Source organism: Vibrio genomosp. F6 (assembly GCF_005146325.1).
Classification (GTDB): domain Bacteria; phylum Pseudomonadota; class Gammaproteobacteria; order Enterobacterales; family Vibrionaceae; genus Vibrio; species Vibrio cortegadensis.
The window spans coordinates 144,029-168,451 of sequence record NZ_SYUT01000024.1; the positions used below are offsets into that span (position 1 = coordinate 144,029).

Sequence of the window (24,423 nt, forward strand, 5' to 3'; positions counted from 1 at the left end):
TGCGAAAGTGGAAGGTAAATAGTGGCATGAATCCAGAGAAAGGCTTCTAATCAGAAGCTACCATTAACCGTTGAACTTCCCGTCTCCGCTCTTGTAAATAATTTTAATTTTAAATTCAGTGCCTTGCTGATCTTGATATGCTTGTGATTGCACTTCTGATTTGAGTGGTTTGATTTTTGCTATGATTAATTAAGACAAAAGAAATTATGCTAGTAGCTCTGTCTGTTTGCTCCATACCTTTGTGTTTGTACAGAGTGAAAATTTTATGATTTTATTTAATGATAAAATTGTTATATAAGAAGGTTATACTAGCTAGTTTTATAAAATTACGCACCAGAGGCGTTTAAGGGGACATATGGGAATTCAATTACTTTCAATGCTGGAAAGTGTCTCGAATACACTCGTTATAGACAAAAAAGGCAAATTATTGATTCTCGCAGATGGTGTGTCCCCAAGCCCTGGTGATGTAATTGTTGGCACAACGACTACTCCGGATAATAATTCTTCGTTAAATGTCGAAATTGTAGGGGAAGATAATGATATTCAACCGCTTCCACTTGGGGATGATATCGCCCAAATCCTACAAGATATTGAAGATGGTATTGACCCTACATTAAATGAAGAACAAGCGGCAGCAGCGGGTGCAGGTTTGAGTTCCAGTGTAACTTTGGCTGCATCAATTGAAGCTACGTTACTAGAGACGCTTGCCGAAACGTTTTTTGAAACAACCGCGAATTCAGAAGTCGCGCTTTCAGAAACTCAGAGTCTGGCACTCCTTGATTTACTCGTTAATGCGACGCCTTTCGCGGCAACGGAAATCAGATCTTTTGATGAGGAGTCACAAGACAGCGCGTTAAACCTCACCCTACCAGCCGATTCAGATGGTGATGTATTAACTATAACCGTGACTGAGTTACCCAATTTAGGGCAAATAACCCTTGCCGACGGAACCCCGATTTCTATCGGCCAAGAGCTGACTCTTGCAGAATTTGATAGCCTTCAATACGACGCTCCAGATGATTATGTTCCGGGTGATGACGCTGGTGCCTTTGGTTACTCTGTCGATGATAATCAAGGGGAAGATAACTCTATCCAGCAGGGTGAAGTTCAGTTTCGTATCAACCCAATTAATGATCTCCCAGTTGCCTCTGATTCTTCTCAAACAACAGATGAAAACCAAATTCTTACAGCACAAGTGCCTGATGCAACTGATGTTGATGGGACGATTAGTTCATACCAAGTCGTTGATGATGTAACCCAAGGCCAGCTTACCTTTAACTTAGATGGTTCTTATTCTTTCGATCCCGGTACTGATTTTGATTTTCTTGCGGCTGGTGAAAGTAGTCAGCTAACGTTTACTTATACCGCTATGGATAATGAGGGCGGTGTGAGTGAAACAAAAACAGTGACGATCACGGTTCAAGGCCTAAATGATCCGGCTTCTATTTCTGGGGATGATTCTGGTGCGGTAACGGAGGATACATCGTTACCGCTTCTGCAAGACAGTGGTTCTTTACGCATTTCTGATCTCGATGGAGATGATGAAGCCAGCTTTAAAACTAATAGCGTGGTTGCTGCAACTGGAACCCTTGGTGCGCTCACTTTAACGGAAGCGGGCGATTGGAGTTACTCTGTTGCTAATGCTGCCGTGCAGTATCTCGGTGAAGGTGAGACCAAATCCGAAGTGTTCACCGTCGAATCTTTAGACGGCACCGAACACACCATCACCGTAACCATTACTGGCGTGAATGATGCGGCTGTCATTACGGGCGTAGATACTGGTGTAGTAATTGAAGATGCTGCCAATCCAATTCTTAGTGACTCCGGAAAACTGGAAATCACTGACGTCGATGGCGCTGACGAAGCGAAGTTTGATATTAGCAGCGTAACACCTGCCGCTGACGCTCTTGGTAGTATCACCATTGATGAACTAGGCAATTGGGATTACACCGTCGCCAATGGCAAAGTACAGTATCTCGGAGAAGGTGAAACCAAATCTGAACTGTTCACCGTCAAATCTTTAGACGGTACCGAACACACCATTACCGTGACTATTACAGGCGTGAATGACGCCGCAGCCATCACAGGTATCGATACAGGTGGAGTGACAGAAGATGCTGCTAATCCAATGCTCAGTGATTCCGGAAAACTGGAGATCACTGACGTGGATGGCGCTGACGAAGCGAAGTTTGATACTACCAGTGTGACGGCCAGTGTTGGTGCATTAGGTAGCCTTACTATCAATGAATCTGGCAACTGGGACTATTCCGTCGCCAATGCCAAAGTGCAGTATCTTGGCGAAGGTGAGACCAAATCAGAACAGTTCACTGTCGAATCTTTGGACGGCACAGAACACACCATCACCGTAACCATTACTGGCGTGAATGATGCTGCTGAAATTACAGGTGTTGATACTGGAACGGTAATGGAAGATGCCGCCAACCCAACGCTCAGCGATTCCGGTAAGTTGGAAATCACTGACGTCGATGGCGCTGACGAAGCGAAGTTTGATATTAGCAGCGTAACACCTGCCGCAGACGCACTTGGTAGTATCACCATTGATGAACTAGGCAATTGGGATTACACCATCGCCAATGACAAAGTACAGTATCTCGGAGAAAGTGAGACCAAATCCGAAGTGTTCACCGTCAAATCGTTGGATGGAACAGATCACACCATCACCGTTACGATCACGGGCGTAAACGATGCCGCTGAAATTACAGGTATCGATACTGGCGCAGTGATTGAAGATGCCGCTAATCCAATGCTTAGTGATTCCGGTAAGTTGGAAATCACTGACGTCGATGGCGCTGACGAAGCGAAGTTTGATATTAGCAGCGTAACACCTGCCGCTGACGCACTTGGTAGTATCACCATTGATGAATCAGGCAACTGGGATTACTCCGTCGATAATACCAAAGTGCAGTATCTTGGCGAAGGTGAGACCAAATCAGAACAGTTCACCGTCGAATCGTTGGACGGCACCGAACACACTATCACTGTGATCATTACGGGCGTGAATGATGCCGCTGAAATTACAGGTGTTGATACTGGTGCAGTAATTGAAGATGCCGCCAACCCAATTCTCAGTGATTCCGGTAAATTGGAGATCACTGACGTGGATGGCGCTGACGAAGCGAAGTTTGATACCACTAGCGTGGTGGCCAGTGCGGGCGCATTAGGTAGCCTTATTCTCAATGAGTCTGGCAACTGGGATTACACCGTCGCTAATGACAAAGTGCAATATCTTGGTGAAGGTGAGATCAAATCTGAAGTGTTCACCGTTAAATCTTTAGACGGCACCGAACACACCATTACCGTTACCATCACGGGCGTGAATGACGCCGCTGTCATTACGGGTGTCGATACAGGTGCAGTAATTGAAGATGCCGCCAATCCAACGCTCAGTGACTCTGGCAAACTAGAGATCACCGATGCTGATGGCACTGACGAAGCCAAGTTTGATACCACTAGCGTAACGGCCAGTGTGGGTGCATTAGGCAATATCACCGTTGATGAATCTGGCAACTGGGATTACTCCGTCGATAATGCCAAAGTGCAGTATCTTGGCGAAGGTGAGACTAAATCTGAACAGTTCACCGTCGAATCGTTGGATGGTACCGAACACACCATCACCATGACTATTACTGGTGTAAATGATGCTGCCGAGATCTCTGGCGATGCATTGGGCTCTGTCGTAGAAGACACTAACTCGCCAATGCTAAGCGACAATGGTTCATTACGAGTTTCTGATATGGATGGCAGTGATGAAGCCAGCTTTAAAACCAATAGCGTGGTTGCTGCAACTGGAACCCTTGGTGCGCTCACTTTAACGGAAGCGGGTGATTGGAGTTACTCTGTTGCTAATGCGGCCGTGCAATATCTCGGGGAAGGTGAGACCAAATCCGAAGTGTTCACCGTTGAATCTTTGGACGGCACCGATCACACCATTACCGTTACGATTACCGGCGTGAATGATGCGGCTGTCATTACGGGCGTAGATACTGGTGTGGTGATTGAAGATGCCGCCAACCCAATTCTCAGCGATTCCGGTAAGTTGGAAATCACTGACGTCGATGGCGCTGACGAAGCGAAGTTTGATATTAGCAGTGTCACACCTGCCGCTGACGCTCTTGGTAGTATCACCATTGATGAACTAGGCAATTGGGATTACACCGTCGCCAATGGCAAAGTACAGTATCTCGGAGAAGGTGAGACCAAATCCGAAGTGTTCACCGTCAAATCGTTGGATGGAGCAGATCACACCATCACCGTTACGATCACGGGCGTAAACGATGCCGCTGAAATTACAGGTATCGATACAGGTGCAGTGACAGAAGATGCCGCTAATCCAATGCTCAGTGATTCCGGAAAACTGGAGATCACTGACGTCGATGGGACTGATGAAGCGAAGTTTGATACTACCAGTGTGACGGCCAGTGTTGGTGCATTAGGTAGCCTTATTATCAATGAATCTGGCAACTGGGACTATTCCGTCGCCAATGCCAAAGTGCAGTATCTTGGCGAAGGTGAGACCAAATCAGAACAGTTCACTGTCGAATCTTTGGACGGCACTGAGCATACTATTACCGTTACCATTACGGGCGTGAATGATGCCGCAGTCATTACGGGTGTCGATACAGGTGCCGTAATTGAAGATGCCGCCAACCCAACGCTCAGTGATTCGGGCAAGTTGGAGATCACTGATGTTGATGGCACTGACGAAGCGAAGTTTGATATTAGCAGTGTCGCACCTGCCACTGACGCACTTGGCAGTATCACCATTGATGAATTAGGCAACTGGGATTACTCCGTCGCCAATGACAAAGTACAGTATCTAGGAGAAGGTGAGACAAAATCAGAACAGTTCACCGTCAAATCGCTAGACGGTACCGAACACACCATCACAGTGACCATTACTGGCGTGAATGATGATGCTCAATTCTCAAATATCAGTAGCCGAGATTTAGTTGAAACCGATGCCGTTTTATCAACATCGGGAGATTTAGATGTCGTTGATGTGGACGGTGATAATACAATTCAACCTATTGTTAATCAGGCTGGCAACTATGGCATCTTCAATATCAATAGTGCTGGAGTGTGGACCTTTGTCGCGAAGGAAACCTTCGATTACCTAAATGTAGATGATGCACCTTTAGTCGATGTTTTCACCGTGAAATCAGCGGACGGAACCGAAACGAATATAACCGTAACCATAAGTGGAACCAATGATGCCCCTGTCGCGACGGCAGATGTTTCGTCACTGGGAGAAGATAGTCCGTCTGTTGTTGTGGATGTGCTTTCAAATGATACCGATGTAGATAACTCAAATCTCACCATTACTTCTGCAACCATTACTTTACTTGATGGCAGTGGTTCCGATCTAAAAGGTCGAGTTGAAATTATCGATAATAAGCTGACATTTTTCACCGATGGTCAGTTTGATTACCTCAACGATAACCAAACCGCTGACGTTCAAATTCAATATGTGATCAGTGATGGTAAAGGTGGAACGGATACTGAAACGTTAACGATTACAGTCAATGGTTCTAACGATGCGGCTGTGATCGACGGTGATTTGGTTAAAGTTTTACAAGAAACCGACGCTGCACTTTCGACTAGTGGCGATTTGACCAACCTTGATGTTGATAATGCCAATGAATTTAAGGCCCAAACCAATGCAGGGCAATACGGAACATTCAGCATCGATACGTCTGGCCACTGGACTTTTGATGCTCACAGCGCTTATGACAACCTGAATACCACAAGCGCACCTCTTGTTAGTGAATTCACAGTGACTGCCGTGGATGGAACGACTCAAATTGTTAAGGTCACGATTGAAGGCACCAATGACGGTCCCGTGGCTTATGATTCAACAGAAAGCACAACAGAGAATCTAATATTATCATCTCAAGTAACTGATGCTTTTGATGTTGATGGCACGATCGCCAATTATCAATTGGTGTCTAGTGTTGGCAAAGGGCATTTAGACTTTAATGCGAATGGTAGTTTTGATTTTGATCCGCAGAATGCTTTTGATCACCTCAAAGTTGGTGTTCAAGAGACGGTCACCTTCACTTATACCGCCACCGACAATAGTGGTACCGCGAGTGAGATCCAAACCGTAACGATAACAGTTACAGGCCAGAATGATGCACCACATGCCGTTGTGGGTTCCCTTGCTGAAACCGAGCAAGAAGATAACATCTACTCGGCAACTGGCACTCTAATAGCACAAGATGTTGATGATGGCGCAACTCATACGTGGCGCATGGTCGGTCTCACCGATAGTGAATTTGGAGAAATCTCGATTACAACCGCTGGTGTGTGGACCTATACCTTAGATAACGTTGCCGCACAAAAATTAGCCGAAGGTGAAACGCGTACTGAAACCTTTGCGGTTGAGGTGGATGACGGTCTAGGCGGAACTCGCCAGGAAAATATTGTAATCAGCATCAAAGGAACTAATGATCTGCCCGAAATCTCAGGGCCTGATACCGGCTCTGTGACCGAGGATATCGCAAGCGACAATCAAGCTTCAGGTCAGTTGTTGGTTTCAGATGATGATGTGCTTGATGGACATACTTGGAACCTTGAAGGTAGCCCTGCCACTAATGCTTCCCCTGCTAGCTATCAAGGTTTATATGGAACCATCACGCTCACGGCTTCCGGGCTTTGGGAATATACATTAGATGACACCAAAGTTGATTTCCTCGCGGCGAACGAGACTCGCAAAGAAACATTTGATGTGTTGGTTGATGACGGCCATTCCGGACAAGATTCTACTCAGATTGTAATTACAATTAACGGCACCAATGATGCCCCCAATATTTCGGGGGATACCAGTTTACTAATCAAAGAAGACCAAAATTCAGGTTCGATTTCTGGTGATTTAAATACAGGCGATGCGGATCTTACCGATGATCATGTCTGGGGTTTAGCTGCAAACGAGGATGGTGCTGGTCGATATGGTACGTTTAGTATCGATCCTGATAGTGGTTCTTGGACTTATGTTATTGATAATGATAAAGCTCAAGAGCTACAGAAAAACAGAGTCTATAAAGAAAAATTCACCGTTCAAGTCGATGATGATAATGGTGGTATTGATACACAAGTTATCACCGTTAAAGTGAAAGGCACCAACGATGCGCCAGTGATTGATGGGGCGCATAACGATACAGGTCTAGTGATTGAGGATCGTGTTTTTACGGCTCAAGGCGATCTTGATGTCAGTGATGTCGATGTTTACCCCACTTCTGATAATCACCAGTGGAGAGTGGTTGGCGGTACTCAAGGTCTGTATGGCTCGATTTCCATTGATAATAATGGAACATGGACGTACACCTTAGACCCTGCAAAATCGAACTTCATGGAAGAGGGAGTCACTTATCAAGAGCAAGCCTTTAGAATTAGAGTGACTGATGGTAGAGGCGGGCGAGATTTCCACGAAGTTAATGTCGAAGTTATTGGGCATAACGATAAACCTGACATTAATGGTGTCTCGAATGGGTTATTAACCGAAGATGTGACCACTCAAGCGACAGGCCAACTCCTCTCAGGCGATCCTGATGAAAATGAAACCCACGTGTGGTCGATTGTGGGTGGTCAGGAAGGCACCTATGGTTCGATCACTATCGACCAAAATGGACAGTGGACTTATGATCTCGAAAGTACTCTGCTGCAAGGCACAAACACTCAAGCTTTAGCGGAAGGCGAAAGGGTACAAGAAACGTTCACGATTCAAGTGATTGATAAACACAATCAAGTCGACACACAGGAAGTGACTCTAGACATTGTGGGTACGAATGATCAACCCGTCATTTCAGGAACCTTCGCCAATGCAGTGACAGAAGATGACTTCCCTGCGAATGATATTAATGCCGATATCACAACATCGGGCACATTGAATCATGGGGACGTTGACACCACCGATGATCACTCTTGGTCACTTAAAACGGGCAAAGGTCATTATGGTTCGATTTCGATTGACGATGATGGTAAATGGACTTATGTACTGGATAATACTAACTCTTCGGTTCAAGAGCTTTTGTCGACCGAGTCGTTGACCGAAACGTTTTATGTCACGGTCAAAGATGACAGCGGCACCTCAAACAGTACCTCGAATCAAGAAACCATCACCGTTACGATTCATGGTTCGAACGATAAACCAACGCTAACGGGCACGACTTCTGGCAGTGTGATTGAAGATTCAGGTAGTAAAGAAGTGGCTTCAGGTCAGTTGGTAGTAAGCGACATTGATGTTAACGATACACATACGTGGAAAGTGGTATCGGAAGATGTTAATGGCGTTGCTAATGGCACATACGGAACGTTAGAAGTCGATTCAAGTGGTCTGTGGACCTATCATTTAGATAGCGACCGATACGCGACGCGAGAGATCCCGCCTGGAATTAATGAAACCGATAGCTTCCAAGTTGAAGTAACCGATCTTGATGGCGCAAAGACCTTAATCACCGTTAACATAGATGTCGCAGGAACAAATACAACCCCTGATATTAATCTGGATGCGAGCTATAGCATTGTTGAAGATTCCGTACCTAATCTGATTTCAGGGACGTTCGATTCTGGTGATCCTGACAGAGACGATGTGCTCGATTGGAAAATTATTGGTTCAACGGGGCAGTATGGCACCCTGACGCTCAACTTTAATGGCACTTGGTCATACAGCTTAGATAACGGCAATAATGCAGTGAACCGATTGGACCAAGGTGATGTGGGTGAGCTGCATGATTCGATTCAAATCCGCGTGACCGATAAGTTTGGTGAAACTTCCGTTAAGACAGTCGTGATCGATATTGACGGGGCTAACGATGCACCAAATATTAAAGGTGCGCTTAGTAAAACCATTAGTGAAGATGCCTCAACGATTAGCGGTCAACTCCAAGATGGCGACCCTGATGCTGATGATCATAGCCATATATGGTCACCTTCAAGCTTGGTTGGCGATCACGGTAACTTCATCATGTCTTCTACTGGTGAGTGGACGTATCTTTTAAATAAAGACACAGATGCGGTGCAAAATCTGAATCCTAATCAGCACCTTACTGAGACGTTTAACGTAACGGTTAAAGATGAACACGGTGCGACTTCGACAAAAACCGTCACGGTGACCATCCAAGGCAGCAATGACTTACCTACGATTTCTGGCAATGTCAGCGATACCTTCACCGAAAATCAAACTCCGGATCACCTGTCCGGCAAACTTGATTTAGACGATATTGATAATTTAGATACTCCCCAATTTACACCTGTGCCAGAGAGTGCGCCTTATCAAGGGAATTACGGTACTTTCAGTATTGACGCTGATGGTCATTGGAAATTTACTCCAAATGCCGCATTGATCGAATCGCTCGCGGAAGGTGAAAGTAAAACCGAAACCTTTAATGTCGTCGCGACGGATGACTTCGGTGGTGTCGTCACACAAGACATAGAGATCACAATAAAGGGAACCAATGACATTCCGTTGATTAGCGGAGCCTCTTTTGGTTCTGTGGTTGAAGACAGTGCCGATCTTGCGGATAACTCGTTGCTACAAGCTTCGGGGCAGTTGGTCTCTACAGACGTGGATAATAACAGTTCATTAGTCAGTTGGGCGATTGAGGATGCGAGTGCAGATGGCGGTGCAACTTTTGGTGTAGGTAAATTTGGTACGTTAACACTGGGTAATAATGGTGAATGGCTGTATGTGTTGGATAACAACGATCCTGATACACAAGCATTGAACCCAGGAGAAGTGGCAACAGAAACATTTTACGTATCTGGAACCGATAATGATGGCGGGAAATCAGCGAATCACACCATCACTATTGAGGTTCACGGTTGGGACAATGATAGTGGTTCCGGCTCTGGCGGTACACCGATTGAGATCTTAAAAGCAGAAGTGACCGAAGATGGGACACTAGTACAAACCGCATTGACTGATCCTGGTGGTTTGCCATTGAACATTGCAGGAACAGCGGAACCGGTCGATGGCGGTTCATTCGGCTCCTTAGTTAAAAATACCACAACTGGCGAATGGGAATACCAACTGGCTAACAACTCGGATTTAGTTCAAGGACTTAAGACGGGACAAGTGATCAATGAAACCTGGCGCATTAATACGGGAAGTGGTTTTTACACTGTAAATATTGCGATTAATGGTACTGATGACAAACCTGAAATCACTTTTGCGACAGATACTCCAGCTACACAAGATGATCTCGTTGTTGTCGGTGAAACCATAGAAGATATAACGACCAACATCAGTGGTGTGCTGGGTATTGATGATCCTGACTTTGGTGATTCACATACTTGGAGCATTGAAACAAATGTTGTAGGCACCTATGGTTCGTTAACTTTGAACAGCGTGACGGGCGAGTGGGAATATCAGTTAGATAATGATTCAGTGGTCAATGGATTGGATGCGGGGGAAATTCAGTACGATAGCTTCACCATAAAAGTCGTCGACTCTGATGGATTGATTGATACGAGAGAGATCCAAATTAAAGTGGTTGGTTCCGCTGAGGATATCTCTTTAGGTGATGTCGAGATTTTGCGGCTGAATGCTCAAGAGGATATTGATGATCAAGATGGAGCAGCCGATGGGACTATCACACAAGAGGGAGCATTACAGCTTCCCGCAGATTCAGGCCTAGGGGCGAATCCAACATGGACTCTGGTGGATGGTGCAGGTAAATACGGTGATTTGACTGTTGATGCGAATGGTCACTGGGTCTTCACTCTTGATAATAATAGTGCTGCGGTTCAAGGGCTACAAGATGGTGATTCTGTACAAGATGTTTTCGCAGTTTACGTGGTGGATGAAAATGGAAAAACCGTAGTTGATGAGCATGGAGATCCTGAATTATTAGAGATTGTGGTTGATGTTACAGGGACTAATGATATTCCGAGCATTGGCGGTAAAATTACAGGCTCAGTTGATGCCGACAACAGTGGCACAATTTCAGGTCAGTTAACCACGGGAGATGTGGACAATACCGATACACATACATGGATTGATAACAGTATTGCAGGCACTTATGGTGTGTTCTCGTTGGGGGCAAATGGTAAGTGGACCTATGATGTTGATGAAACTAACCCTACGGTTATTGCTCTTAACGGTAGAACGCCAGCAGACACATTAACAGAAACCTTCAACGTTCAGTTGACGGATAGTGCTTCTAATTTGGGTGACCCATCGACATTTGATACGCAAGACATCATTGTCACGATCCACGGAACCAATGAAGCGCCAACCATCGCGGGGGTTGATAGTGCCGTTCTCAGTGAAGATAACGTTGTCAGTGTCACTCGTAACTTAACCGCGGATGATGTTGACTCCGGTGATACGGTTAAATTTGTACCAAAAACCATTGCTGATGGCACATCGCTAAAAGGGACTTATGGCGAGTTCACCATTGATGAAGATGGAGAGTGGAGCTATAGCATTTATAACTCAGCCGCTCATGTTCAAGCATTAGCCGAAGGTGAGTCGGCAAGTGAAACCTTTATAGTGACAGCAAAAGATGATTCGGGTGCATCGGTCACACGTACTGTGACAGTCCACATAGAGGGAAGTAATGATCTGCCTACTCTTTCTGGTGACGATTCAGGGGCGGTTTCTGCGGTTGATGGCAGTACTGCAACGGGCAAGTTAGCGGCAAGTGATGTCGATGTGGGTGATAGCACCACCTACCATGTAAAAACCGATGGCACACTCGGGGCTATCAGTATTGATGCGAATGGTCATTGGACCTATGAAATTGACGAAACGAACCCTGCGGTTATTCGCTTGGCTCAAGGAGAGTCAACGACAGATACAGTGCAGATCATCGCTAAAGATAACCACAGGGGTGAATCCGTTCCAATGGATATCGTTGTGACGATCAACGGTACTAATGACGCGCCAGATATCGTCGCGATTGCCACACAGCAAATGAGTGAAGATACCTTAACCTCGCTGTCTGGAGTCTTCGATAGTGGCGATCCAGATTTAACCGACACTCACAATTGGCAAGTGGTTAGCGGAGATTCTCGCGGCACGTTAGTAGTGAATTCAACAACAGGGGCGTGGGATTTCGATTTCAATAATACACTTGATGAGTTCCAAGAGCTCGCTGTTGGCGAATCAATCACCCTTCAATATATGGTAAAAGTCACCGATGAACATGGTTTATCTGACACTCAACTTGTCGAGTTTGAGGTCAACGGAACCAATGATTTACCTTCAGTGGAACTTGCAAATAGCGAGGTGAGTGGACGAGTTGAAGAAGAAGGCGTATCTGTAGATAGTGGCTCTTTAGTAATCTTAGATAAAGACACTTCTGATGTGCATGCGTTTAAATTTGACGATGACTCACAAGACAAAGAGGGCAGTTACGGCGACCTGCATATTGATCGTGTGACGGGTGATTGGACTTATACTATAGATCCAGCGAAAGCCAACTTGTTAGTCGATGAAACGGTTCAGGATACGTTTACCATCCATGTTGATGATGGAAACGGTGGAATGACTTCACAGGTGGTGACTGTGGATGTCGTAGGAACCAATGATAAGCCAACTATCGCAGATACAAGCGTGACTTTAGGCAGTGTTACTGAAGAGGTTCAGACGCTGGCTACAGGCTCTATCCTTGGTCAAGATCCTGAAAATCAAGATGTCAGTTACGCATTCACATCTGGGCAATCCAGTTATGGTTTTTTTGCTATCAACAGCAGTACAGGTGTTTGGACTTACACACTCGATGCGGTGCTCTCTCAAGCGCTGTCTACTACCCCTATTACCGAAACGTTCACAGTCCATGTGATCGATGAAGGCGGGGCAAGTACACCACAGATAGTTAGCGTCACATTGGTTGGTGATAACGATAAACCTGTGATCGCAGGTTCAAGCACAGGAGATGTGCTTGAAGATTATATCGATCAAATATCAGGGCAGGTGACGGCAACGGACATTGATTCACCGTCTACGGATTTGAGTTGGTCTTTAACCTCCAGTGCGATTGGTACCTATGGCTCTCTCTCTTTCAATACCGCGACAGGTGATTGGATATATGACATCACGGCGGGAAGCACCTCAAATATTGCTGCTGGAGACACGGCTCAAGATACTTTCACTGTCGAGATATCAGATGGTGTGAATAGTGTTGAACAGGTGATAACGATTAATGTGTTGGGTAATCATATTCAGCAAGGTGTTGTCGGTGACGATATTTTAACGGGGTCTACAAATAATGAGTTGCTTTGGGGCGGGCCGCAAGATGGGAGTGATGCTGGCCAAGCGGATACCTTTAAATGGTTAAGTAGCTCTATGGGCAGTGTGGCTTTACCTGGCAATGATATCGTCAAAGACTTCGACATCAATATTGATACGATTGATTTGCATGACGTTGTGAATATTGATGATGTTTGGAGTTCCGCTGAGCTTGCGGAGAGAATTGAGATAACAGAGGTGGATAACGAAGCTCTGATTACGATTAACAATGAACTCGGTGAGCCATTACAGACGATTACTTTGCAGGGCGTTGATCTAGACTCGTTATATGGTGAAGACGCGAGTTTGCTATCGGGCGCCGAGAGAGTGAGTAAATTGGTTGAATCTAACCAGTTGAACTTATCCGATACGAAAGGGCATGAAGGTGACGATGAGCTTCATGGCACTATCGCTGATGATATTCTGTCTGGTGGTGCAGGGCATGATAGCTTTGTCTTTGATGAGCAGCATTCAGGAACCATTGCTATGCCATCTGTTGACACCGTGAGTGATTTCTCTATTGACCATGACGTTGTCGACATCTCTGATTTATTGCCGCCATCACCATCGGTTGATGACCTACTTTCACGCATTGAAATTACGGTCAATGACGATATTTCCTTGCTCGATGATGAGGTGAGTACCGTCATTTCAGTATTAGATAATCAGGGTGGGCAGACTGATATTGTGTTGGATGGAGTCGGTTGGGAGCAATTGAACCCTAATAACGTTCCGGATATCGCAGATATTTCCTCCGCCGATTTACTGAGTATTATGCAAGATGACCTGCATATTCTGAAAGTGGATGGGTAAGTTATAAGATGTAGCTGAATCACTCAGCAAGGCGTATGGATTATGCTGAGTGATGACGCTTTCGTGGTGAGAACATAAGTAGCGAGAACATGGTCGTGGGGTATTATTTCTGCGGAGATCTATTGTAAGCCCTCTTTTTGATATAAACCTTAGTAAGCCTTGATTCCAAATTTGCGCAATGCTGGTGGAAGTACCGTATCTAGATTTGGGATATCGTCAGCAGAGAGCTCAATCAAATTAAAGCTGTGTTTTTGGTATATCGCCAGAGTGGCTGCTTTTTTCTGTTCGCGAGCATCACTACTGCCTGTACTTGTTTCTGAGCCCCAGTACTGCAAATAGACTTTTCCAGCAGGAATATAAAAATCACTGATGACATCTTCATTGATTGGAAGTTGTCTCTCATAGGCATGGACAACACCAGCCATATACAGCCAGTTATCAATAATTAGCTCGTCGGTAGAGCGAACATAGTGCCCATCAAGAGTACGGTGTTTGGCTTCAAACTTCTGTCTAAAACTGGATATTGATTTATCCGTCGTGTGAGTTTCGGCATCTTGTCCAAGGAACTCAATAACAGACTGCTTTAGTCGCTTGTTACGTAAAATGGAATCGTGCCATAAAGCAAATAGGCTTTCAGATGCTTTATCTTCTCTTTGCTCCCCACCCACTCGAAATCCGGAACTTGTGATTTCCCAACCTTGATCTGTTTTTTTAATCCAGCCTAATTCACTTAAAAGTTGGTTAATTTTTTTTGCATTGAGTTTAAATCGCTCGCCAAGTTGGGTGGCACTTTGAAGTTGACCAGTAGTGGCGCCCATATCAATGAGGAGGTTGCTAGGCCAGATGATAAAAGGCCCAAATTTGGGGTGATCAAGAAACTCTCCGCCGAACTTTTCGCCTTGTTCAGTAAGGATCCACTTATCTTCTACCCGTACAATATAGCCTGCTTTTTTTAAGTCAGAAAATAGTTGCTTGGGTTCGATATCTCGCAGTCTAGCAAGCGCAGAAGTTGAGATTTTTTCAGACATATAGAGGCTCCAAGGTTAAGACGTCTTTATCATATCAGCATTCCGCAATCATGAGTATTTTGGACATAGAGACCAAAGCTTATTGGAACCTACGCTATTCATAATCAAAACGACTCAAAATCAAAGCTAAAGTTTTTAAACCCTAAACCCTAAACCCTAAAATTTAGAATCTAGGACCAACAGCCGATAAGCTAAGCTTTTTGAGCGGAAGAGATCGCTAAGTCATGGGCGAAAACAGGAGGCAATTTATGTGTTTTTGCATAGTACATGGCGATATCTGCATCGTGTAAAATATCGCTAATCGCGACGCCATTAGAGGCATGATAGTGGCTAATGCCCACACTAGCAGAGAGGGAGAGTAGGTGTCCTTTATGGTGGATCACGCCCTCAATAGATTTTACTAATGAGTTTGCGATCTCTTGAAGGCGTTCTTCTGAGTGAAGCTTGGTGAGACAAACGATGAACTCATCACCACCTAATCGGTAGACGGAACCTAATGACGCAACATCGGCCGCTAAACGCAAGGCGATCGTTTTTAGAAGAGCATCTCCCGCGAGGTGACCATAAGTATCGTTGATGGCTTTAAAACCATTTAAATCAAGCATCATAAGTGTAAAGCTATCGTGGAACCCATCTTCTACTTGCTCAACAAATGCGTTAAAGCTAACTCGATTTGGAACCCCAGTAAGAGCATCTGTCTTTAGTTGTAATTCTGCCAGTTGCTTTGCTTCGATAAGCTCACTAATGTCTAGAGCTGAGCACTCAATTTCATCTTGAATTCGTTCAGAGTGGTTTACCTGAAAGTACTTCGTAGAGTTGGCAATAGTCAGTGAATACTCGAATCCATTATTGTTTTCACGCAGCATAAGTAAGCGGATGAATTGAGCCAGCAGCATGCCATCATCTGCATTATTGATGGCTTTAATACTCCCAAATATCTGCATGAATTTACGATTCGCCCTGACTATTTTCCCCGTCTTAACGTTGATAACAAATAGACACACTTGAGTTAAATTGTAGGTTCTTGAGTAGCGTTCCTCACTCCGTCTTAGCTGTTTCATAGAGCCCAATAGACGAATACGCATGGTTTCTAAAGATGAAAAAAGAGCATCAATCTCGACAAAGCGGTTGTGCTTCGGAGGCGGGGTTTCAAATTCGCCATTGGCAACCAATAAGGTGAAATTTTGCACATCGCTGAATGGTTTTTTCAATGTAGCGAGTATTTGACGGCTAAAAAGGTAAGAGATCGAGGCAACCAGTAAAATGAATAGCACTACTTTAGGTAGCATGGAGTAATAAATAGCGTTACTAAATGCGTCGTTATCTTTGTAGATCACTAAGCTCCCTAAGCTATTGCCTTTCACGCCATATACAGGGTAAGAGAACTCAATTAGATCAGTTGCTTGAGTGGTATCATTGACGACTTCTGCTAGTGTCATCGCATAAATTTCAGACTCTAATCTTACGGATGTGATGTAATCGAGGCGCGAAAGGTCGTTAACCACTAACTCTGCTAGAGGGAGATCGAAGCGGCTTAGTGATTTCTGAGCATTAATGAGCTGTTGAGAAAGGACTTTTTCGTATAAGTTTCTCTGCTCATTTTGTTCAGAAATTAATGCTTTTGTTACCCCAAACCCTCCGATAACCAGCATCGGAACTAAGGTTAGTATGGTATATAAAATAATAATGTAGGAAGAGAGTTTCTTCATTTTTATATCTGACATAGGGTTGAAATTTCACGCGTAACTGAATTGTTTTTGCCTTTCAGTTTTACGAGAACATCATTGATCTGCTCTTTTTCATCATCGGATAAATTGGAATTATTCTGGTTGATGATAATGTTAATAATGCCTTGTTTTATCCCAAAACGTTTCTCATTACTGTTCCATATATCATTTTTTAGTAACATTAGAGCCGCAAAAATAGCACGGTCAGCTCGCTTCTCTAATGAGGCTACAACCGTGTTTGGATACTTACTACTGTAGTCATAGTCGATTCCGAAACTGAATCCACCTTCTGTATTTTTCATGGTCTCCATGACGGCTTGGCTAGCAAAGCCTGCGACAGGAAATATAACGTCAACATCATTGCTGGTCATCGTTTCTGCCAGTCGTTTCGCCGTTGCAGAGTCATCCCACGAAAACGCACCTGTATTAATGTAATCAGTAGAAAGCGTGGCTGTTGGGTTGGCTTTTTTTAGCCCTAATTCATACCCACAGCGGAAGTTTTCAATGACAGGAATATCTAACCCGCCGATAAACCCAACTTTGTTTGTTGTCGTTTTTAGCCCTGCAGCGTACCCAATCACATAGGCACCTTCTGCATGGTTAAAGGTAAGGCCCAATATGTTAGGGACATCGAACGCGACATCTAGAGAGATGAATCGAGTCGATGGGTAGTTGTTGGCCACCTGATCAAAGTGTTCGAGTGAATTAGCATCTTGAACAATGATAGGGCTGTAGCCTTGCTCTGCGTTTTTTCTTAACTCACTGAGGTAGGCTTCGTTATCACGTTCAAGCCGTTTACGAGTCACGGGAATTAAAGAGACCTCCTCAAAGCGAGTGATGCCCCGATCAATCATGTGTAGATAAGTTCCTTCATCTAACTTTCCCTGAAATAAGACTAAGGGTTTTAACTCGTCATGAGCAGCAAGAGCGTGGGAGGTGAGTAGTGCTGCGATAAGCCCTAATATTTTTTTAGCCACTGAATTGTCTCAATTATTATTTTATTATGTATGACGCATAGGTGTTAAGTTTTATATATATTATGTTGGCCAGCACTTTGCTTTGGATTGACCATAATTTGAACACCTAAATGACGCAATTGCTGATTATAACGGTATTAAAATAAACAAAATGCCAACTGGATTATAGTTTTAGATATTTGTTAAAAGCAATTGAGTGCGTATTGGAAAGTATACGACTTGTTCTTGTCAATATTACAAATGTAACGAAATGCAACCATTTGATTTGTGAGGTAATATACGGTTAAGCGAGGGTTTTCTATTATTAAGTTAATTAAAGCTGGTAAGCGATACTTAAACTCTAAATGGCATATTAAGAAGGGGAAAACGCAAGCACTCATGTTCAGGCTAGAGCACCTGCGTTTTAATTGTTGTTATTCAGTTGCTGCTGTTTAGCCGATGACGATCTGTCCTAGAACATAGCCTAAGCAGCAGGCACCAATGACGCCGATTAAACCGACAGACATGAAGGAGTGGTTGAAGTACCACTTGCCAATTTTAGTGGTTCCTGAGCTATCAAAGTTCACGGTTGCAATGTCTGATGGGTAGTTCGGAATAAAGAAGTAACCATATACTGCAGGCATCAAGCCGATCAGTAAAGCTGGGTCAAGTCCTAACCCTAAGCCGACAGGAAGCATCATCCGAGCCGTCGCTGCTTGTGAGTTAACCACAACAGATACAATGAATAGCGCTAAAGCGAAGGTCCAAGGGTAGTTCGTTACCATTTCAACAATACCGGATCTAAATTGTGGCATTGCATATTTGAAGTAGGTGTCGGACATCCATGCGATACCGAAGATAGCGATAGCCGCAACCATTCCTGATTTGAACACCACGCCGTTAGGTACGTCTCTAGGATCGGTTTTTGTGGCGAGAAGAATTACACCACCAAACGCGAGCATCATCATTTGAATGATAACCGACATTTTAATGGGCTTATCACCGTCAACGATGGTGCGGATCTCTGGAACCATGGCAATGAAGACAATGGCAGCAATCGCCGCTAAGAAGATTAATACTGAATTACGAGCAGTGGTTGGTAGCTCTTCATCTAAAGATGTCGCGGTAGTATTGAGGATTTTTTCGCGCCAAATAGGATCTTCCAAACGTGCTTGATACTCTTCATCGTCCTCTAACTCTTTACCACGTTTTAGGCTGTAAAGAGACATTAATAGCGTACCAAATAACGTTGCTGGAACGGTAACCAACAAGATAGAAAGTAGCGTGATATCGGCTTGGATATCTGTCAATTGCGCGAGGTAATAGACAACAGCAGCAGAGATTGGCGAAGCAGTAATGGCAATTTGAGATGCAACAGAAGAGGCCGCCATTGGTCGCTCTGGTCGAATGCCATTTTTCAACGCAACATCACCAATAATGGGCATGATTGAGTAAACCGCATGACCAGTACCCAGAAGGAAAGTCATTGAATAGGTAACAAATGGGGCAATTAACGTCACGCGTTTCGGATTTTTTCTTAGTAATTTTTCAGCGACTTGAAGCATGTACTTCAATCCACCTGCGGCTTCAAGAATTGAAGCACAAGTGACAACCGCTAAAATGATAAGCATCACAGTCACTGGCGGAGACGTTGGTGGCATTTTGAAAACAAAAACCTCAACGACAAGCCCGATTCCTGACACGACTCCAAGTCCGATACCGCCGTAGCGAGAACCGATATAGAGCATTAAGAGCAAAAATAGAAACTCTAAATACAGCATAGATATATCCCTTTAATTAGTATTGTTGGATATATTTTCCGCTCAAATGGGTTTAATTTATGAAATGCAGCTCACACAATAATAACGAGTAAAAATGGAATATTAATACTTAAGGGTTAGTCACGCTATAGCTGATAAAAGTAAATAAATAACGGAAATTCTGTAGGTAAAACGTTATGTTAATTGTCCTCCTGAGTTAATTTATTATTCTTTTTATTAATATGCATATTGAGGATATAAGAAGACCCCGCAACAACGCTGTTATTGCGGGGCCCAATGATTGTGAAATCCTCTTCGGTGATGACGTTGGGCTAAATCAATGTCATCACCGTTTTAAACAAAGAGTCTATTAATGGAAGAAATCAACTTGCTGTTTTAGTGAGCTCGCCTCATGCTGAAGCTGCTGAGCGCTAGCGGATGTTTTTTCACTGACACTACGACTTTGAGTGTTAAGGTCATTAATCTCGGTCGCACTGGTTGCCACTTCTTGTGATACTTGCGCTTGCTGTTCAGATGTTGCGGCAATGGTATCCGCTTGAGACGCGATTGAGCGGACTTGTTCTGCGATTGACTCTAGCGCGCCGCCTGCTTGTTGTGCTTTGTTCAATACATGGTTTGCATTGTCTTGACTCTGTGTCATTAACTTCACTGCATTGCTTGTCGAGCTTTTTAGCTGATCAATAATCGTCACCACATCTTTAACCGATGTTTGTGTGCGATGTGCAAGTGTGCGAACTTCATCAGCAACAACCGCAAACCCACGGCCTTGTTCACCCGCACGAGCCGCTTCGATAGCCGCATTAAGAGCGAGTAAATTGGTTTGTTCTGCTATTTCATCAATCATTCTTGTGACCGATTGAATGCTTTCACTATCTTTATTAACCGTTTCAATCGCTTCAGCAGACTGGTCTAGCTGGTCATTCAACTGCGCGACATCAATGCAGACGCTTTCCACAACTTCAAGCCCTGCTTGGCTATCTGTGTCTGCTTGGCGTACATTCTCTGCAATCGCTTCAACCTGTTCAGCAACGGATTGTGCAGACGTTGCCATCTCTTCGATTGCTGCGACGACTTGTTCAACCTGCTGCTGTTGCGCATCTGCTTGAGTTAAGCTTTGATTAGCATTACCAGCAACATCATTAGATTGAGCGCTTACGCTATCACTGGTGGTTCGGATTTGAGCAACCAATTCATCGAGCTGGCTCGCCATGGATGAAACCCCATTGTTGAGGTTTACGATCTCATTCGATGAATTCTCACTGCCCATTGGGATTTTGATGCTGACTTCGCCTTTACCAAGCTTGGTCATATAACCACTAAGCAAAGTCAATGGACTTAGTGTTCGATTCAAAAAGATGGTCAATACAACAAATGTTGCAGCGCCAACGAGTACAGAAATGAGCGCGATTAATTTTAGTAATTCATCGCTGCCTTTTGTTACTTCTTTAATAAATGTGCCACCTAACAGTTTCCAGTTCCAGCCAGGAACTTCGGTGAACACTAAGTATTTTTCACCGACCGTTCCATTGTACTCATATGGATATGTAATGGTTCCTGAAGCTTGTTCGAAGATTTGTAAGTAAGGTTTGTTACCTGCGTAATCTGTTGTCTCAGTGATCGGCGGATCGTTTTCATCGTTTTTAGGGTGGAGTAGGTAGCGGCCTTGACGTCCTTGAGCATTATCGACAAGAATGGTGTAGCCCGTATCTCCCCAATGTACTGAGTTTAGAGATTTAAACAGCTCTTGCGTTGCTTCTTCTACAGGTAAACCAATGAATGAGATCCCCATAGATCGACCGTCAGAGGTCAAAATTGGTGAGTAATAAGTGATGTAATTTGTGCCAAACAGTTTTACTTGTGAAAAGTAAGGTTGGCCACTTTTCAGTTTTTGATAACCAGGGTGGTTGGTTCCAAGGGTTGTTCCTACGACTCGGTTACCTGCTGGGTTCTTTAAAGATGTAGATACGCGAACCCAATCATTTCCGGATGGTACAAAGAGTGTTGCGACTGCGCCAGTATCACGGGTGAAGCTGTCAACAAGCTTAGTATCGTTGATCAAGCTTTCGCCATATTGAGTGATGTTAAAAATTTCTTTCCCTTGAAAATCAACGGTGTAATCTTCTAAGTAGACACCTGCTAGATAGCCATTTCGAAAAGTGGACTCTAAAGTTTTTGCGCTATGCAGGTAGGCATCGAATTGACCTGAAATTGTTTTAGCCATCGCTTCCACTTTAGACTGATGTTCAGTCAATGTGGTTTCGAGTAGCGTTTTTGATGCAGTTCGATATGCTAATGTTGCGATTGAAGTGAACGCAATGAGTAAGCACAGGCTAATGACCAGTTTGAGTTGAAACCCAACACTTCGGTTTTTATAGCTATTTATCATTTGTGGCCCTTGTTTAGGTGACATACATATCAATATTAGATGAATGATTTCATGGTTCAGTTTTACCGCATACGACAAAATTATCAATAGTGGATTTTGATATACATTAAGCTTTTATTTCTATTGTGAATATGACCTAAGATGGGAGCCAAAACTTTCATCACTTCTATTCTCGTTTAAAAACAAGATAATGTGGCTGTATAGGCATATGGGGTGAGTGTATTTTTAGTGCAATTTAGCTTGAGGTGTAGAATCTATGATGCCAATGGCAGATTCGAGATCCCTCAGAATATAGTGGATATGCGGTTCTATATCCGGCCTTGGGCCTAAAAGGTCAGGTATCATCGCGGTAATGCATCCAGCCTTTAGGCCTGCGAGCACCCCATTGTTAGAATCTTCAAGCACTAAGCAATTTTCTGGCGCAATGCCAAGTTGTTGTATGGCTTTTAAATAACCGTCGGGGCTTAGTTTTCCTTGAGCAACACTGTCTGCGGTGATGATGGTATCAAATTGACCTAAATAGAGGCTTCCTTCAAAATTACGTTCAACGTCAGAACGGGGTGATGACGTGACTAAGGCGCATTTCAAATTTTTGCTTTTTAATGTGGAAAATAGGGCATGGAACCCAAGTTTGTATTTGATCCCTCCACTGTCTCGCATCGAATTAAAATAGGCATTACGAGTATTTCGGTGCATATCTAAATCTATTTTTTCTGAGACATGCAGAGTCAGTAGTCGCTCACAATCTTTATCTTGAACGCCAATAAATGCGTAATACAGTTCGTCACTTAACTCGAAACCTTGAAGGTGGGTTGCGTATTGCCAACTCTCTTTATAGATCCATTCTGTATCAAAAATCAGTCCATCCATATCAAAAAGTAGTGCTTTGATCATGGTTTATCTCCAATCAATAATGTATTTCGTGTCATGCGCAGTGAGTTAAGAACTGATATTTATATCATGAATTGATGCCATCCCTTTAAGCAATAATGGAACGATTCAATGGGGCGTTAGTTTGGCGCTAAATCACAAATTGAACAATAACAATGTGAATAGTGTGGAATTGATGAGCGATTCATTACGGGATAGAGCTTAAGATTGTTAGAATCGGCGACTTCTAATGGTTAGCGACTTTTGGTAGTTATGAAAGAAAGAGTCATTGTTTCAGTATCCTCAGTGCGAGGGACAAAACATTACCATTTAAATAAGTGGTATCGCCATTGCCTGAAATGTGTCGGGTATTCGTTCATTGCGTGTGTGATTTCGGCTGGTGGTGCGATTTACTACTTGTCGAACGAAGTTGATTTTGCAAAATCTAAGCAACAAGAGCTCGTCAGTCAATCAATGACGCTGACTGAAGAAGTGACCTCTTTAAAAGATCTTAAACTGGATTTAGAGAGTGATCTGTTAGAGCGTGAAGAGCGAATGCATATTGTCTCTGACCGCTTAGGGGACTTAGAAAAAGTTCTTGGAATGAAAGAGAGTAGCGGTGAATTAGAATCACGCTTAGATACCGCAGCCATTACCTCTTCTGTCAGAATGGTGATGCTCACCCAGATTCCAAGTGGTGCTCCTGTACATAATGCGCGAATTTCTTCAGGTTATGGTAAACGCAAGCACCCTATCACAGGCAAAATAAAGACTCATCGCGGACAAGATTTTGCAGTAAATACAGGCACTCCTATTTATGCACCAGCAGACGGTGTCGTAGAAGTGACTAGGCCTAGTAATAAAGGCTCCGGTAATTTTTTACGTTTGCAACACTCTTACGGCTTTTCGAGCTCATACTCTCACTTGAAAAAGTTTGCAGTGAAAAGGGGTAATTTTGTACAGAAAGGCGACCTGATTGGTTACTCAGGAAATAGTGGCCTGTCTTCTGGTCCACATCTGCATTATGAAATTCGTTTTGTTGGCCGAGCGTTAGATCCTCGACCGTTTGTCGATTGGGGAGTAAATGAATTTGAATCAATATTTAGTAAAGAACGAGGTATCCGATGGGAATCTTTAGTAAACAAAGTCGAGCACAGAGTCAGCGCTCAGCTACAACTCTCATCGCAAAAGGTTGTGCAATTAGCGGACAATTCAAGCTAGAGAGTGATATCCAAGTTGATGGCGAGATTGAAGGTGAAATTCATGTCGCCAAGACTCTAGTGATCAGCCAAGCTGGTTGTATCCGAGGGGAAATATTTGCAGACAAAGTCATTGTGAACGGTTCTCTTGATGGTATCTGCCATGCCAATAGTGTTGAAGTGCTCAGTCAAGGTCAAGTGAGTGGTACCATTTACAGCGACAACTTAAGCATTGAACAAGGCGGTAAGTTTAGCGGAACGACTCACCCTGCTTCTTCAAACCAAGTTGTTGAACTAAAAGAAATGCAAGCCGGAAAGTGTGACGACCCTGAGATATTGGCGCAAGTGAACCAATAAGCGATAGTGGTATTGTAGGTGTCTGATTCTTTGGCAGAGAATACATAAGCATCT

The 24,423-nt window shown here is 43.9% G+C and carries 9 protein-coding genes; 3 read left to right on the plus strand and 6 right to left on the minus strand.

What is annotated here, in order from left to right; translation table 11 throughout:
• Positions 1-355 precede the first annotated feature (355 nt).
• Positions 356-14,065: a VCBS domain-containing protein gene (locus FCV43_RS09635; protein ID WP_136995028.1), complete on the plus strand. Its 13,710-nt coding sequence runs from the start codon at positions 356-358 to the stop codon at positions 14,063-14,065.
• 149 nt (positions 14,066-14,214) lie between these two features.
• Here the strand turns inward: FCV43_RS09635 and FCV43_RS09640 are convergent, their stop codons facing one another.
• The 6 genes from FCV43_RS09640 to FCV43_RS09665 all read right to left on the minus strand — a co-directional run bounded on the left by FCV43_RS09640 (position 14,215) and on the right by FCV43_RS09665 (position 22,837).
• Positions 14,215-15,093 carry a glycerol kinase gene (locus FCV43_RS09640; protein WP_136995029.1) on the minus strand — a complete coding sequence of 293 codons (879 nt, stop codon included), beginning with the start codon at positions 15,091-15,093 and terminating at the stop codon, positions 14,215-14,217.
• Positions 15,094-15,284: 191 nt separating this feature from the next.
• The gene (locus FCV43_RS09645; protein ID WP_240697147.1) at positions 15,285-16,802 is read right to left on the minus strand and encodes a GGDEF domain-containing protein; all 1,518 of its coding nucleotides are present in this window, start codon (positions 16,800-16,802) and stop codon (positions 15,285-15,287) included.
• A gap of 2 nt (positions 16,803-16,804) precedes the next feature.
• Complete coding sequence (locus FCV43_RS09650) at positions 16,805-17,797, minus strand: BMP family ABC transporter substrate-binding protein (RefSeq protein WP_136995031.1); 993 nt, start codon at positions 17,795-17,797, stop codon at positions 16,805-16,807.
• A 431-nt stretch (positions 17,798-18,228) separates the two neighbouring features.
• Positions 18,229-19,557 (minus strand): anaerobic C4-dicarboxylate transporter, encoded by a 1,329-nt coding sequence (locus FCV43_RS09655; protein WP_136995032.1) that lies wholly within the window; start codon positions 19,555-19,557, stop codon positions 18,229-18,231.
• A 349-nt stretch (positions 19,558-19,906) separates the two neighbouring features.
• Positions 19,907-21,943, minus strand: a complete 2,037-nt coding sequence (locus tag FCV43_RS09660; protein WP_136995033.1) for a methyl-accepting chemotaxis protein — start codon at positions 21,941-21,943, stop codon at positions 19,907-19,909.
• Positions 21,944-22,168: 225 nt separating this feature from the next.
• On the minus strand, positions 22,169-22,837 hold the full coding sequence (locus tag FCV43_RS09665) for an HAD family hydrolase (protein WP_136995034.1): 669 nt from the start codon (positions 22,835-22,837) through the stop codon (positions 22,169-22,171).
• A 249-nt stretch (positions 22,838-23,086) separates the two neighbouring features.
• Between FCV43_RS09665 and FCV43_RS09670 the strand changes: the two genes are divergently transcribed.
• Both FCV43_RS09670 and FCV43_RS09675 read left to right on the plus strand, forming a co-directional pair.
• The gene (locus tag FCV43_RS09670) at positions 23,087-24,034 is read left to right on the plus strand and encodes a M23 family metallopeptidase (protein ID WP_113798572.1); all 948 of its coding nucleotides are present in this window, start codon (positions 23,087-23,089) and stop codon (positions 24,032-24,034) included.
• Positions 23,938-24,369: a bactofilin family protein gene (locus FCV43_RS09675; protein WP_136995035.1), complete on the plus strand. Its 432-nt coding sequence runs from the start codon at positions 23,938-23,940 to the stop codon at positions 24,367-24,369. Before FCV43_RS09670 ends, FCV43_RS09675 begins: the two co-directional genes overlap by 97 nt.
• The last annotated feature ends 54 nt before the right edge of the window (positions 24,370-24,423 follow it).

Bases quoted from the DNA above. Each gene is read 5' to 3' on its own strand.
- FCV43_RS09635 (WP_136995028.1), top strand. From the start codon at position 356: ATGGGAATTCAATTACTTTCAATGCTGGAAAGTGTCTCGAATACACTC.
- FCV43_RS09640 (WP_136995029.1), bottom strand. From the start codon at position 15,093: ATGTCTGAAAAAATCTCAACTTCTGCGCTTGCTAGACTGCGAGATATC.
- FCV43_RS09645 (WP_240697147.1), bottom strand. From the start codon at position 16,802: ATGAAGAAACTCTCTTCCTACATTATTATTTTATATACCATACTAACC.
- FCV43_RS09655 (WP_136995032.1), bottom strand. From the start codon at position 19,557: ATGCTGTATTTAGAGTTTCTATTTTTGCTCTTAATGCTCTATATCGGT.
- FCV43_RS09660 (WP_136995033.1), bottom strand. From the start codon at position 21,943: ATGATAAATAGCTATAAAAACCGAAGTGTTGGGTTTCAACTCAAACTG.
- FCV43_RS09665 (WP_136995034.1), bottom strand. From the start codon at position 22,837: ATGATCAAAGCACTACTTTTTGATATGGATGGACTGATTTTTGATACA.
- FCV43_RS09670 (WP_113798572.1), top strand. From the start codon at position 23,087: ATGAAAGAAAGAGTCATTGTTTCAGTATCCTCAGTGCGAGGGACAAAA.
- FCV43_RS09675 (WP_136995035.1), top strand. From the start codon at position 23,938: ATGGGAATCTTTAGTAAACAAAGTCGAGCACAGAGTCAGCGCTCAGCT.